At 60.8% G+C, this 14,192-nt stretch carries 14 protein-coding genes; 7 read left to right on the plus strand and 7 right to left on the minus strand.

Annotation, left to right across the window (positions count from 1 at the left end):
• Positions 1–8: 8 nt before the first annotated feature.
• Positions 9–596 carry an SCO family protein gene (locus ACFPOU_RS22900; RefSeq protein ID WP_379727119.1) on the plus strand — a complete coding sequence of 196 codons (588 nt, stop codon included), beginning with the start codon at positions 9–11 and terminating at the stop codon, positions 594–596.
• 90 nt (positions 597–686) lie between these two features.
• Complete coding sequence (locus tag ACFPOU_RS22905; protein ID WP_379727122.1) at positions 687–1,757, plus strand: AI-2E family transporter; 1,071 nt, start codon at positions 687–689, stop codon at positions 1,755–1,757.
• Here the strand turns inward: ACFPOU_RS22905 and ACFPOU_RS22910 are convergent.
• The 4 genes from ACFPOU_RS22910 to nhaR form a co-directional block, all read right to left on the minus strand.
• Positions 1,726–3,312 (minus strand): hybrid sensor histidine kinase/response regulator, encoded by a 1,587-nt coding sequence (locus ACFPOU_RS22910; protein WP_379727171.1) that lies wholly within the window; start codon positions 3,310–3,312, stop codon positions 1,726–1,728. The two genes, ACFPOU_RS22905 and ACFPOU_RS22910, sit on opposite strands and share 32 nt — an antisense overlap.
• A gap of 5 nt (positions 3,313–3,317) precedes the next feature.
• Positions 3,318–4,127, minus strand: coding sequence for an alpha/beta fold hydrolase (locus tag ACFPOU_RS22915; RefSeq protein WP_379727126.1), 810 nt, complete (start codon positions 4,125–4,127; stop codon positions 3,318–3,320).
• Between the two features lie 110 nt (positions 4,128–4,237).
• Entirely contained in the window at positions 4,238–5,584 is a 1,347-nt protein-coding gene (locus ACFPOU_RS22920) for a hemolysin family protein (protein WP_379727129.1), read from the minus strand.
• A gap of 57 nt (positions 5,585–5,641) precedes the next feature.
• On the minus strand, positions 5,642–6,550 hold the full coding sequence (gene nhaR / locus ACFPOU_RS22925) for a transcriptional activator NhaR (RefSeq protein ID WP_379727132.1): 909 nt from the start codon (positions 6,548–6,550) through the stop codon (positions 5,642–5,644).
• Between the two features lie 133 nt (positions 6,551–6,683).
• Between nhaR and ACFPOU_RS22930 the strand changes: the two genes are divergently transcribed.
• From ACFPOU_RS22930 to udk, 5 genes are all read left to right on the plus strand, one after another.
• A complete protein-coding gene (locus tag ACFPOU_RS22930) occupies positions 6,684–7,751 on the plus strand; it encodes a DUF475 domain-containing protein (protein ID WP_379727135.1) in 1,068 nt (355 codons plus the stop codon).
• A 197-nt stretch (positions 7,752–7,948) separates the two neighbouring features.
• On the plus strand, positions 7,949–8,524 hold the full coding sequence (locus tag ACFPOU_RS22935) for a TerD family protein (protein ID WP_379727138.1): 576 nt from the start codon (positions 7,949–7,951) through the stop codon (positions 8,522–8,524).
• A 57-nt stretch (positions 8,525–8,581) separates the two neighbouring features.
• Positions 8,582–9,277 (plus strand): TIGR00266 family protein, encoded by a 696-nt coding sequence (locus ACFPOU_RS22940; RefSeq protein ID WP_379727141.1) that lies wholly within the window; start codon positions 8,582–8,584, stop codon positions 9,275–9,277.
• Positions 9,278–9,311: 34 nt separating this feature from the next.
• Positions 9,312–9,893: a TerD family protein gene (locus ACFPOU_RS22945; RefSeq protein ID WP_379727144.1), complete on the plus strand. Its 582-nt coding sequence runs from the start codon at positions 9,312–9,314 to the stop codon at positions 9,891–9,893.
• A gap of 174 nt (positions 9,894–10,067) precedes the next feature.
• Positions 10,068–10,724, plus strand: coding sequence for a uridine kinase (udk, locus tag ACFPOU_RS22950; RefSeq protein ID WP_379727147.1), 657 nt, complete (start codon positions 10,068–10,070; stop codon positions 10,722–10,724).
• 1,014 nt (positions 10,725–11,738) lie between these two features.
• Here the strand turns inward: udk and ACFPOU_RS22955 are convergent.
• The 3 genes from ACFPOU_RS22955 to ACFPOU_RS22965 all read right to left on the minus strand — a co-directional run.
• On the minus strand, positions 11,739–12,176 hold the full coding sequence (locus ACFPOU_RS22955; RefSeq protein ID WP_379727150.1) for a hypothetical protein: 438 nt from the start codon (positions 12,174–12,176) through the stop codon (positions 11,739–11,741).
• Entirely contained in the window at positions 12,173–12,919 is a 747-nt protein-coding gene (locus tag ACFPOU_RS22960) for a hypothetical protein (RefSeq protein WP_379727153.1), read from the minus strand. The genes ACFPOU_RS22955 and ACFPOU_RS22960 overlap by 4 nt, the downstream gene beginning before the upstream one ends.
• Positions 12,900–14,192 (minus strand): DUF2345 domain-containing protein (locus ACFPOU_RS22965; protein ID WP_379727156.1); only part of this gene is annotated, 1,293 nt, incomplete at its 5' end. The genes ACFPOU_RS22965 and ACFPOU_RS22960, both read right to left, overlap by 20 nt.

Raw genomic sequence — 14,192 nt, forward strand, 5'->3', positions numbered from 1 at the left:
GTTCCGACATGAAACGATTGATCACCGCCGGCATGCTGGCCCTGGCCTTGCTGGCCGCCGGCTGCGACAAGCTGTCCTCGAAACCGGCCGCCTTCCAGAACACCGATCTCACCGGTCTCGATTACGCCAAGGGCTTCGCGCTGACCGACCACACCGGCAAGCCACGGACGCTGGCCGATTTCAAGGGCAAGCTGGTCGTGCTGTTCTTCGGCTATAGCCAGTGCCCGGACGTATGCCCGACCACGATGGCCGAAATGGCCGCCGTGCTTAAGGAACTCGGGCCGGCGGCCGACGAGGTGCAGGTGCTGTTCGTCACGCTCGACCCGGAACGCGATACCCAGCAATTGCTGGCCTCCTACGTGCCGGCTTTCGATGCGCGCTTCCTCGGCCTGCGCGGCACGCCGGAACAGACGGCGCAGACGGCCAAGGAGTTCAAGGTCTTCGTCTCGAAGGTGCCTGGCAAGGCGCCCGGCAGCTACACGGTCGACCATACGGCCGGCAGCTATGTGTTCGACAAGGAAGGGCGGGTGCGCCTGTTCCTGCGTCATGGCCAGGGCCCGGCCCCGATCGTGCACGACCTGCGCCAGCTGTTATGATCTCGGTGGACGCCGGATCAACCGACCGCGCGTCGCCGCTCCTTCCGCCCGCTACGGTGACTCCGGCTTGCGTTACGTTGACAGGGACTCATGGAACAGCCATCCGGCAGAAACTACACCCGCATCGCGACGGTCGTCCTGCTGACGCTGGGCTGCCTGTTCGTCCTCAAGCCTTTCCTGCCTGCGATCCTGTTCGCGGTCGCCGTCGTCATTTCCTCCTGGCCGCTCTACCTGCGGCTGCTGCACGCCATGCGCGGGCGCCGTTCGCTGGCGGCGCTGACGATGACGCTCTCGCTGACCCTGCTCGTCATCATTCCGCTCGCCACCGTCGCCTACAACCTGGCCGACGACGTCGCCTCGACCTTCGGCCAGATGCGCTACGCGCTCGAGCACGGCGAGCTGCTGCCTCCGGCCTGGGTGCGCGAGCTGCCCTTCATCGGCCAGTCCCTGGATAATTACCTGCGCCAGCTGGTCGCCAGCCGCGAGCAGATGCTGTCCCTGGCCCAGCGCATGGTCGAACCGGCACGCCATTACCTGATGGCCGGCGGCATGATGCTCGGTACCGGCGTCGTGCAAATGAGCATGGCCGCCTTCGTGAGCTTTTTCGTCTACCGCGACGGCCACGCGCTGATCGCCGTCACCTCCAGCATGATCACCAAGGTCATGGGCGAGGGCGCCGACGCCGTCACCGACATCATCAGCCAGACCACGCGCGGCGTCATGTACGGCCTGCTCGGCACGGCCCTGGCCCAGGCGCTGGTGGCGGCGATCGGCTTCGCCATCGCCGGCGTGCCGGCGGTGCCGCTGCTGTCGGTGCTGATCTTCGTGACTTCGCTGGTGCCGGTCGGCCCACCCCTGATCTGGGGCAGCGCCGCGATCTGGCTGTTTGCCCAGGGCAGCACCGGCTGGGCGGTCTTCATGGTGATCTGGGGGACGGTCCTGATCAGCGGCGTCGACAACGTGGTGCGGCCGATGCTGATCAGCCGCGGGACGAGCTTGCCGTTCCTGCTGACGCTGCTGGGGGTGCTGGGCGGCTTGATTGCCTTCGGGGTGGTGGGGATGTTTATCGGGCCGGTGCTGCTGGCCGTGGGCTATTCGTTGATGAGCGAGTGGACGGGGACGCGCGATCCTATCGTGGTGCAGAAGGGAGAGGCGCCGTAGGGCGGCGCGCCAGCAAGGCCTGCAACTTGTCGAAATCGATCGGCTTGGTCAGGTGATGGTCGAAGCCCGCCGCGAACGCCAGTTGCTTGTCCGATTCCTGCCCCCAGCCGGTGGCCGCGATCAGCAGCAGGTCGGCGCCGCCCGGCAGCAGGCGCACGCCGCGGGCCAGTTCGTAGCCGTTCATGTCGGGCAGGCCGATGTCGCACAGGGCGACCTCGGGCATGCACTGTGCGAGCATGGCCAGGGCCTCGCTGCCCGTGTGGGCGACGCGCGCCTGGCAGCCGGACAGTTCCAGGAACATCCGCAGCGTCTCGGCAGCATCCACGTTATCGTCCACCACCAGCACGCTGCGGGGCTCGACCGTATCGCGCTCGGCGCCGAGGGAGGCGGGCACGCCCTGGACCGGCGCCAGCGGCAGGCGAACCCTGAACGTGCTGCCGCGGCCTTCACCGTCGCTGCGTGCCTCGATACTGCCGCCATGCAGTGCTAGGATGCCGCGCACCAGGGCCAGGCCGATGCCCAGGCCGCCCTTGGAGCGGTCGAGCGCGGGCGCGAGCTGCGAGAACATGTCGAATACCGTCCCCAGCGCATGCGCGGGAATGCCGATGCCGTTGTCGCGCACCGTCACCAGCGCGTCCTGGTCCTCGGTGCTCAGCTCGAGCGCGATCGCGCCGCCGTTCGGCGTGTACTTGCAGGCGTTGGTCAACAGGTTCACCATCACCTGGAACAGCCGCGTCGGATCGGCGTCGACGATCGCGTTCGGCGCCGCGATGCGGACCTCGAGCACGTGACCGCAAGCGCGCATCATGGGCCCGACGTCGTCGATCGCGCCGCGCACGATCCCGGCCAGGTTGATCGGCTCGCGGCGCAGCTCCATGCGGCCCTGGGTGATGCGCGACACTTCCATCAGGTCGTCGACCAGGTGCGTCAGGTGATGCAGTTGGCGGTCGAACACGTCGAGCAGCGGGCGCTTGCCGGCGTTCATGCCGGCCCCGTGTTCGAATTTCAGCACTTCCAGCGCGCTGCGCATCGGCGCCAGCGGATTGCGCAGCTCGTGCGAGAGGGTCGCGAGGAATTCGTCCTTGCGGCGGTCGGCCTCGGACAGGGCTTGGTTCAGGGTGCGCAGCTGGTGTTCGGCCTCGCGCCGGGCCTCGAGCGCCTGCTCGGCACCCTTGCGGGCGGCGAGCAGCTCGCGTTCGTAGGAGTGCCGTTCGTTCACCGCGAACAGGGCCCACTCGTCGAATGCGTCGCCGTCATGCGCGCGTCGCACGATGTTGACCAGGACCGGCATGCGCGCGCCGGCGCTGTCGCGGATCTCGAGCTGCAGCTGCGCCACCGAACCCTGCACCTGCAGCAAGGGCAGGCAATGGGTCTGGTGAAACAGGCGCGCGCCGACCGGCAGGTACTCCTGGATGCGGACCTTGCCGAGCAGGGCCGCGGCCGGATGGCCGAGCCAGCGGCACAGCGTGGCATTGGCGCGCAGGATCAGGCCGGAGGCGTCGGTCAGCAGCAGGCCGCAGGGGGCATGCTGGTACAGCGCATCGTCCTCCGGCACGCCGTTCAAGCCGGCTCCGCCAGTTCGTCGAGGAAGGCCTGCGTCAGGCGCACGCATTCCTCGGGCGCGCTCAGGTGCGGGCAATGGCCGGTGTTGCGGATCAGGCGCAGCTGGCTGCCGGCCAACTGCCGGTGAAGGTAGTCGCCCACTTCGACCGGCGCGATCAGGTCGTCGCTGCACTGGATGATCAGCACCGGCACGCGCGCGCGCGCGAGGTCGGCGCGATGGTCCGACAGGAAGGTCACGCGGCCGAAATGCTTGGCGATCTCGGGATTGTTGCGGCAGAAATTATTCGCCAGTTCGACGCCCAGCTGCGGCACGTTGGGCGCACCGACGATCACCGGCGCCATGCTGCTCGACCAGCCGAGAAAGTTCGCTTCCATCGTCTCGAGCAATTCGTCGATGTCGGCGCGCGAAAAGCCGCCGCGGTAATCGCCCTGGTCGATGTAGCAGGGAGAGGGCGCGATCATCACCTGGGCCAGGAAGCGTTCCGGCGACTCGATGCCGGCCAGCATGCCGATCATGGCGCTTACCGAGTGGCCGATGTACACGACCGGACCGCCGCCGATGTCGTCGATGATTTCCAGCAGGTCGGCGGCGAAGGCGTGCAGGCTGCCGTAGCGGACCGGGTCGTAGACCGCGAGGTCGGACTTGCCGCTGCCGACCAGGTCGAACGTGACGACGCGGTAGCGTTCCATGAAGGCCGGCGTCATGAAGCGCCAGACGACCTGGTCGCAGCCGAAGCCGTGGGCAAAGAGGAGGGTGACTGCGCCCGTGCCGGTGACAGTCACGTTGTTGCGAAGGCGTGCGCGCATGGTGACTCCCCGTTTAATGGAATTCTTACAAGGAACTCGAGTTCTGACAGGGAAACATTATACGCTTGCAAAAGGCGGCCGGCGCGCCAGTTTTCATTGTCGATGCAGCGTTAGCCGAGGTCGTCTTCGTCCTCGCCCCGCTCCAGGCGCGGGATCACTTTGACCAGCAGGATGCGTGGGCCGTTCGTCTTCTTGACCACGACGTCGAATTTCGGAAATTCGATGCGTTGCCCCTGCTTCGGGATATCGCCCAGCTTCGCCATTAACAGGCCGCCGACCGATTCGACGTCGTCCAGGCCCATTTCCTCGTTGTCGATGTCGATCCCGAGCAAGCGTTCGAGCGAATAGATCGGCAAGGAAGCCTTGCCGATATAGGTGCCGTCCGACTGCGGCAGCCAGTCGTTTTCGTTCATGCGGAATTCGTCGCGGATTTCACCGACCATCGCGCCGAGCAGGTTGTCGAGCGTGATGAAGCCGACCGGGCGCTTGCCTTTTTCGCCGATCAGGGCGAAATGCGGCGCGCCGGTACGGAAGCGGCGGAAGATGTCCTGCGCGGGCGTCCTTGCCGAGATCGTCTCGACCGGCCGCAGGAACTGCTTCAGGTCGCTGATGTCCTTGCCGGCCTGCTGGGCGAAGAACAAGTCCTTCAGGTGGATCACGCCCAGCACTTCCTCGCCTTCCTCGTCGAAGAAGGGATAGCGCGAAAAGCGGTTGCGGCGCACCGTGTCGAGGTTTTCCTCGATCGACAGGTCTTCGTGCAGGGCAATCACTTCGTTGATCGGGCGCATCAGGTCGGACACGGCCATTTCGGAAAACTCGAGCGACTGGGCCAGGATGTGGCGCTCGTCGTGGGTGAACTTTTCCTTGCCGGTGCTGGTGTTGGTGCGCAGGATGATTTTCAGTTCGTCAGTCGAATAATGCGTTTCATGGCTGCCGCTGCCGGCCAGGCCGGCCACGCGCAGCACCCCGTTCGCGCTCTTGTTCAATATCCAGATCGCCGGGTACATGGCCCAGTAAAAGCCGTAGAGCGGCAAGGCGCACCACAGGGCCACCACTTCGGGAATGCGGATCGCCAGCGATTTCGGGGCCAGTTCGCCAATCACGATGTGAAGGAAGGAAATGACGCTGAAGGCGACGACGAAGGAGACGCCATGGATGATGTGCGGCGAGGTGACGCCGATCCAGCCGAAGACCGGCTCGAGCAGGCTGGCAAAGGCCGGTTCGCCGACCCAGCCCAGTCCGAGCGAGGCGAGCGTGATGCCGAGCTGGCAGGCCGACAGGTATTCGTCGAGCTGGCCGTGGACCTTGGCCAGGATACGCCCGCGCAGGCCGGCGGCCTTGGCGATGGCGCGGACACGGGTCTTGCGCAACGTGACGATACCGAATTCCGCCGCCACGAAGAAGCCATTCAGGGCAACGAGGAAGAGCGCCAGAACGACAAATAAAATATTTTCCATATAAAAAGTGAGTTGATAAATGGCAAAGCCGATAGGCATTGTACAAGCTACATGCGCTCAACCGCCGCCGAGGCCGCCGTGTTGTGCGGCCGACAAGATGGCTTCCACCGCCGGGTGCTGGATCTTGCGCTCGTTCAAGATTGCATAAAACTGTTCGCGCACTTCGGGAACGCGGCCCACCAGCAGCGCCTGCAACTGCTCGAGCAGGTCGCCGGCCAGGGCCGCCGGGGCGAAGAACAGGCCCAGGCCGCGCCGGCCGAAGGTGTTGAGCAAGGCGTTGTCCTCGAACTCGCCGACCACGTCCGGATGCACACCCTGCAACTCGAACCATTCGTCGATCTTGACGCGCAGGGCATTATTCCGCGTCGGCAGCAGGAAGGGCGCGCCATTCAATTTCTTCGGGAAATCTTGCGCATAGATTTTCGCAAGGTCGGCCGTGCCGACCACGGTCATCTCGCTTTCGAACAGCATGTGGCTGAACACGCGCAGCGTGCCGCCCGAGGGCAGGGCGCGGTCGGTCAGCACGACGTCGAGTTTATGCAGGGCCAGGTCAGCCAGCAACGCCTCGTACTGGTCTTCCGAGCACACCAGGCGCACCGGTGTAGGCAGGCGCGTGGCCGCTTCCAGCAGGCGGTAGGCGGTCAGTTTCGGCAGCGAGTCGGAAATCCCGACCGACAGCCGGGTGCGCAGGGTCGAGCTCTGGTCGAGCGCATCCTGCATTTGCTCGCCCAATAAAAAGATCTGGTCGGCATAGGTGAGGGCAAGGCGGCCTGCTTCGCTCAGCACCAGGCGCCGCCCCTGCTGGGTGAACAGCGACTTGCCCAGCGATTGCTCGAGCAGGGTAATCTGGCTGCTGACCGTCTGGATGGCAAGGTTCAATCGTTCCGCGGCGCGGGTAATGCTACCCTCCTTGGCGACGACCCAAAAGTAGTACAAATGGCGGAAATTGGTGACGGCGTTTTTCATCTCTTCCGTTTTCTCGAAGTAATCATTCGATTATCTTCGCTTTTTCAGTAGGCTGCATGGCTTTATACTGTGGTCCAACAATTCAACGTTATGGCGAATTCAACATGAACAATTTTATTGAAAGGAAATCAACATGAAGCATTTCAGAGGATCATTCCTCGTTACGGTCATCTGTCTGGCCTTGGCAGGGTGGTGGGGTTACGAGCAAGGCGGCGTGTCGGGTGCGCTGACGGCGATTGGTATCGCGACCATCTTGTCGGTTATGGAAGTTTCGCTGTCGTTCGACAACGCCGTGGTCAACGCCTCGGTACTGAAGGGCTGGAACGAATTCTGGCTCAAGCTGTTCCTCGGCCTCGGCATGATCATCGCCGTGTTCGGCATGCGCCTGGTTTTCCCGATCGTCATCGTCGCGGTGGCGGCTGACCTGGGCCTGACCGAAGTCTGGAACCTGGCGATCAACGATCCGAAATCGTTTTCCGGCCACCTGACGGCGCACCATGCGGAAGTGGCGGCCTTCGGCGGCATGTTCCTGATGCTGGTCTTCCTGAACTTCCTGCTCGACGAGGAGAAGGAAACCCACTGGCTGGGCAACTTCGAGAAGAAGCTCGGTTCGTTCGGTAAAGTGTCGTCGATTTCGGTCATGCTGTCGCTCGCGGCCCTGCTGTTCGCTTCGACCTTCGTCGACGCCGGCCAGCGCCTGATCGTGCTGGTCGCCGGTATCTACGGCATCCTGGTCTACGTCGGCGTGGACATGATCAGCAGCCTGCTCGAAAAAAGCGAGTCGGATGAGAGCAGCAACGTCGGCGACATGGTCAAGACCGGCGGTATCGGCGGTTTCCTGTACCTGGAAGTGCTCGATGCATCGTTCTCCTTCGACGGCGTGATCGGCGCCTTCGCGATCACCAGCGACGTCGTGATCATCATGCTGGGCCTGGCCATCGGCGCGATGTTCGTGCGTTCGATGACGGTCTACCTGGTCAAGAAGGGCACGCTCGACGAATTCGTGTACCTGGAACACGGCGCGCACTATGCGATCGGTATCCTGGCCGTGATCATGCTTGCCAGCATGAAGTTCCACGTGCCCGAGCTGGTGACCGGCCTGACCGGCGTGGCCTTCATCGCCGCCTCGCTGTGGTCGTCGATCCAGTACAAGAAAAAGCATGCGGCGCTCGAGTCGCATGGCGCAAAAGAGCTGGCGTAAGCAGGAAAGGGCGGTGGCACACCGTTGCCACCGTCCCGATGCGCCGGCGCGCAAACAAGGCGGCACGAGATTTAGCGAGAGCGCCCGTGCGGCGGTGCCTCGCACGACGAAACGCCCGGCAAATGGCAGAACACCAGTTTGCCGAGCGTAGTAACCCGGTGTTCAAAAAAGTATTACTCACAAGGAGATACACAATCATGGCAATCAGTCTGCAAAAAGGCGGCAACGTCAACCTGTCGAAAGAAGCCCCCGGCCTGACCAACCTGAAGGTCGGCCTCGGCTGGGACACGCGCGCCACCGATGGCGCCGCATTTGACCTCGACGGCGCGGTCTTCCTGCTGAATTCGTCGGGCAAGGTACGCTCGGACGCCGACTTCATCTTCTATAACAACCTGAAATCGGCCGACGGCTCGGTCGTGCACTCGGGCGACAACACCACCGGCGCCGGCGAGGGCGATGACGAAACCGTCAACGTCGACCTGAGCAAGGTCCCGGCCGACGTCGACAAGATCGTGCTGGCCGTGACGATCCACGACGCCGAAACGCGCCGCCAGAACTTCGGCATGGTCGGCAAGGCCTTCATCCGCTGCATCAACGCCAGCGGCAACGCGGAAATCGCGCGCTACGACCTGTCGGAAGACGGTTCGACGGAAGCGGCGATGATCTTCGGCGAGGTGTATCGTAACGGCGCCGACTGGAAGTTCCGCGCCATCGGCCAGGGCTTCGCGGGCGGCCTGGGGCCACTCGCCAAGAACTACGGCGTCAACGTTTAATTCCAACCCGCGCGCCCGCCTCGCGGTGGGCGCTACCCGAAAGGAAGCCATTTCAAAATGCCAACTTTTACCGTGACCGGGGATGTCGATCCCTTCCTGCATGTCTCGATGCGGCAGGGCGAAACCATCTATTGCGAATCCGACGCGATGGTGATGATGGAAACGACCCTCGACCTGAAGGGCAAGATGCGGGGCGGCCTCGGCAGCGCGCTGATGCGCACCTTCGCCAATGGCGAGTCGTTCTTCCAGCAGCACATCGAAGCGACGCGCGGCAACGGCGACTGCCTGCTCTCGCCGACGCTGCCGGGCGCCATGCAGATCGTCGATGTCGGACCGAACCACTACATCATCAGCGACGGCGCCTTTGTGGCGGCCTCGTCCGGCGTGGAGCTGAAGGTGCGCACCCAGAACATCGGCAATGCGCTCTTCGCCAACAGCGGCGGCTTCTTCGTCACCGAGACCGGTGGCCAGGGGCAGGTGGCGGTGTCGGGCTTCGGCTCGATGTCGATGCTCGACGTCGAGCCGGGCAAGGATGCGATCATCGACAATGCGCACGTCGTGTGCTGGGACAGCACGCTGCGCTACGAAATCTCGATCACGACCGGCACCAGCGGCGGCTTCCTGGGTAACCTGATCAACAGCCAGACCAGCGGCGAGGGCATGGTCCTGCGCTTTTCCGGCAAGGGCAAGGTCTACGTGTGTTCGCGTAACCGCAATGCCTTCAAGGCATGGATGCAAACGCCGGCCAAATAAGCCCGCTCGGTCCGCTCAATTAAGGAGTAACGCAATGACAGTCAGTCTGCAAAAAGGCCAGAAAATCTCGCTCTCGAAAGAGGGCGGCGGCGCACTCACCCGCGTCACGATGGGTCTCGGTTGGGACGCCATCAAGAGCAAGGGCTTCCTCGGCTTCGGCGCCAAGACCGAAAGCGTCGACCTCGACGCCTCGGTCGTGATGTTCGACGAATCGAATCGTCCGGTCGACACCGTCTGGTTCCGCCAGCTGAAAAGCAAGGACGGCAGCGTCGTGCACACGGGCGACAACCGCACCGGCGCCGGCGACGGCGACGACGAGCAGATCAACGTCGACCTCTCGGCCGTGCCGCCGAACGTGAAGTCGCTCGTGTTCACCGTGAACAGTTTCACGGGCCAGAACTTCTCGCAAGTGCAGAACGCCTACTGCCGCCTGCTCGACGCTAGCGGCAACAAGGAAGTGGCGCGCTACGACCTGTCGGTGCAGGGCGCCCACACGGCCCAGGTGATGGCCAAGCTGTACCGACACGGTGGCGAGTGGAAGATGCACGCCATCGGCGAGAATGCCAGCGGCCGCACCTTCGACGACTTGATGCCGTCGATCACGCCGCATTTGTAATCTTTGTTGTAGGTTCTAAATGAAACCGGGGATACATCCCCGGTTTTTCATGGGATTCGGCGTAGCGGAACCAGCGCCATCGTTCATGGCGTGCTCCAGGCACCGCATACGGCATACGGCATACCGGACCGTCCGGCCCTGTCCGTTCGCGTGCCGCTCCGGTATCATGCGGGGATGAATGAGATTTCTTCCCCTCCGTTTGTCATTGGTGTCGCCGGTGGCAGTGGCAGTGGCAAGTCAACGGTGTCCCAGCAAGTGCTCGCTTCGTTCGGCGCTGATGTGGTGTCGGTCGTGGTGCAGGACGATTACTACCGCGACCAATCCGATCTTACCCCCGAGGTGCGCCGCAGGCAGAATTACGACCATCCGAACGCCTTCGACTGGCCGCTGCTGGTACGGCACGTCCGGGCATTGTGCAATGGCGAAACGATCGAGATGCCGGTGTACGACTTCACGATCGACAACCGTTCCGACAAGACCATTCCGCTCGAACCTGCCCCGGTCATCGTGATCGAAGGCCTGTTTGCCTTGTATGACGCGGATTTGCGCGACATGATGTCACTGAGGATCTTTGTCGACACCGCCTCCGACGTCCGCTTCATCCGCCGCATGCAACGGGATATTGCCGAACGCGGCCGTTCGGTCGAGAGCATCGTCGCGCAGTACCTGGAAACCGTACGCCCGATGCACAAGCAATTCATCGAGCCGACCAAGCGCCACGCGGACGTCATCTTGCCCCACGGCGCGAATGGCCCGGCAGTCGATGTCATCACCACCAAGATCGCGAGCGTCACCGGCAGTTACAGCGGACCTGACCGGCGCGGTCCTTGAACGCTTTTACCTGACCGGTGTTCGCGAATTAAAGAGGACGGATCGTGCGCTGCTGCCGTACTTCGACAGCGTATTGGACCATTTCGGACAGCAAGGTTATGCCCGTCTTCTGCATCTTCGCGTGCCGACCGCGGTGCAATCCCTGCTGAGGTCGCTCGGCTGCGCGGCCAGGAACGATGGGCTCGTGAAGTGTACGCTCGATGGGGCTGCATCAATTCGACTTTTTCCATCAACCTCCGAATTGTTCAGCGTCTTCCTAAGGGTTGAATGCGCTTCGTTCTTCCGGCCAGTCACGCAAAATTTGCGTTATTTCAGCCTTGGTTACGCTTCTTGCTCGTAAAAACGCTGTGAGCTCTTCCTTGCTTAGTGGATATTCGTTCAGTAATTTTGGCAACTCTTCCCGATCTACTGTCCTCGGCCAAAGCGGTGAGATCGATTTAGGATCGGCCGGCGCAGCCGCAAAATTCCGTTTGAAGTGAAAATATACATGAAAGGTCTGATGCCCTTCTGGCCAGCTTTTATCAAGATAAAGTACGGATCAGGCCGGAAGCAGAGAGTACGTTTTTTGCTACTCGCCCTCGATCAGAAGTGGCTCTTCGATCGTAAATGCTGTCTTGGACGTGATGGATAACAGTCCAGTTGATAAAAATAGGGATGTTAGAAGGACGAAGCTTAACGTAATTGTTGTGATAATTGCAAGCTTCCTCATGGTTGTTTTTACGCCGGCTAGTCGCCGTAGCTGTAATGCTCTCGTAATAACGAATGACGGCCCCCGCCTTATAATTTGGCACTAGGTAAGTGACACATTTTGTTCGGCTGTAACAGTTTTCTCCTGCAATGTATAGTTCAAATTTGTCCCATACCCGGAGAATACCTTCGCCTTCTGCTCCGAACTCGCCAGTTGTCGCGCCGTAACGACCGAAATCGAAAATTCGCTCTTGAGTTGTAGTGAACTGTTATGATTCTTAGCGGCATTGAGTTTCATTAATTTACATCTTCATATCGCTCGGGCTCTCAGTCATCCTTCCAATCCCGGACGATCTGCGCCAAATCGTCGCGTGTCATTTTTCGCGCTTTCATGATCTGCACAAGGTCCTCTTTTGATAACGGATATTGGTGTAGCACTTTTGGAATGTCGTCGGCGTCTAGAGGGTAGAGCCATGTAGACTCTGAGGCCGCATCCGGAGCCAATTGGTCGGCCGGCAGCTTTCCTTTGAAGAACACATCAATCTTGTAGAGTTGGTGTCCTTCAGCGAATCCTTTTTCGAAGTGAAGAACAGTGTTTGTAGGGATCATGTAATAAGGTGCGCCATTGCTATTGGAAATCAGCATCGGTTCTTTAAGACGGTACGAAGCCTTCGTGTCCATTGTTTTCTTCCAAAGAAAAGGGGTAACAACTCCTGCCATGAAAATTAGAGATACGCCAGCGAAGAATAGAGCTTTCTTCTTCATTTTGCACCACCAAATTTTTCAACTTTGTCTGGGCGGTGCCTCGGGTTATTTTCTAACATTTTTTGCAGGTCAGCTGGCATGAAAATGTAGCTTGGCCACCCGGCACCTTTTGCGCCCATTTTTTCCACGAAACTCATGCCTGTGCCGACGTTATACGTTGGTACATCGTAGTCCAGATCCCTGATCGCAACGCGTACCCCAGTCATCGCAGTGGTCGTGCAGTTATTATTCAAGGCGTGGTAATCTACCGCCAATCGGTATTCTTTCATATGGTCTACGTATGCCTTTAAGACCGGCCGATTGGCGATAAGGGACGTAAAATGGGTGTTCACGTTAGCTGCTAACTCGCTTGGGACCTTGTAAACGAACCCAGTAGTTGTGCGCCCAGTAGCATTCTCCCCTGCGATGTATTTCGCGAACTTAGTCCACACCCGAAGTCTGCCTTGACCAAAGGGACCGCTTTCGCCATTATACCGGCCAAAATCGTAAACAAACTCGTTAGCGGAAGTGATTACGCGTAGGGCGACATGTCCATAGGTATGTTCTTCATCAATCGATTTGTAAGGACCACCGACCAGAATTTCGATAATTGGAGACTGAATCTTAATTGTTGTGATTTGTTTAGTTGCAATACTCAGGCCATCTTTAGTGCTCTTGCTGGTTGCATTTATCGTTGGCACGATCCAGAGTCCTAGAGGTAAATGGGGGCAAAAAATGACGTGCTCAGCTTGTCGGGACTTCAAGCGAATATCCGAGATTCGGGAATTCGATTTTGCAATGCCCCGCGGGAATGTCCTCAATCCGAGCACCTCCTTGCTTATCGACGTTCCCGGTATGCTTACTGCCGCCGGGGTCAGTGAGTACATAGGATTCGTCTGCAATAGGTCCCGTCTCATCGACTAGTTTGAACTCCACCCAAGTCAAGCTATTGGTGAGATCACTTAGCATCTCTTCGGCAGCAAGCGACGACCCGAATTTCGCGGCGAATATTGGAACTGCGACATTCATGCTCTTCTCATCAAGAAGGCTGTGCGTCGAGGCATGGACGACGAACGAACCGCTTGTGCCCATCTCGATCGATCCAGCCGCGAACCTGGCATAGCTGCCGCCACCGTTGATCACCACTTCTTCTTTGGCGCTGATCGTAATGCGATTTGCGTGCTGCGAGATTTCGAGTTTGGCCAGAAGTTTGATGCCGTTGGTCAGAGCCTGAACGTCGATGTCGCCGGAAGCGGCGATCAGCTTCATTCCGGCCTTCTGCACAAACAGCCGGAAGGTTTGGCGAATGCTTGCAAAGAGGCTAATACCGGCAACTACGGACACGTCTTTCCCGCTGGTGATGGCAGTGTGACGTTCGCTGGCGATATGGGTGTCTCGGCCACTTGTGGCAGCGATGCCGGCTGGACTGGCAATGACAAGATGAGGAGCGGATAGCTCAGGGAAGCCACTAGCGACCCCAGCCTCGCCGCGTACCGCAGCGGTCTGTGCTTGGAGGGAGGCAGCTATATCAGCCTGATTGTTACCTGCATCCTGTGCACCGTTCTGTTGCGCTACGTCCGCCAGCAATCGATGCTGTTCGGTAGCTTGCGTGAGGCGGCGCGAGGTCTCGTCCATGTCTTTGATCGGACCGCGCGCGGCCTGCCGCGCTTCGGTCGTGATCAACAAACCCTTGGCGGCGCGCGCCACGCCATGCCCGTCGGTGCGCAGTTCCCAGCCTTCGCCGCGCGCATCCTTGCGTCCGCTGGTGTCCTCGATGCGCGTGATGTGGCCGAGCGACAGTTGGCTACACTGGTGGTCACTCTTCAGCTGCGCCTGGATCTTGTCTTTTGTGTCGTCGAGGACGAGGTGATTGCCGCGGGTACCGCCCCCCAGCTCACGGCTGCGCAGGCCGGCAAGCGACTGCTGCTGCGGCAGCGACCAGGGCGGCATGTGTCTCCGGTTGTAGAGCGCGCCGAGCACGAGCGGATGGTCGATATTCCCGTTCGGGTAGACGACGGCCACTTCCTCGCCCACGCG

This window comes from Massilia jejuensis (assembly GCF_042656795.1).
GTDB classification, from domain to species: domain Bacteria; phylum Pseudomonadota; class Gammaproteobacteria; order Burkholderiales; family Burkholderiaceae_D; genus Telluria; species Telluria jejuensis.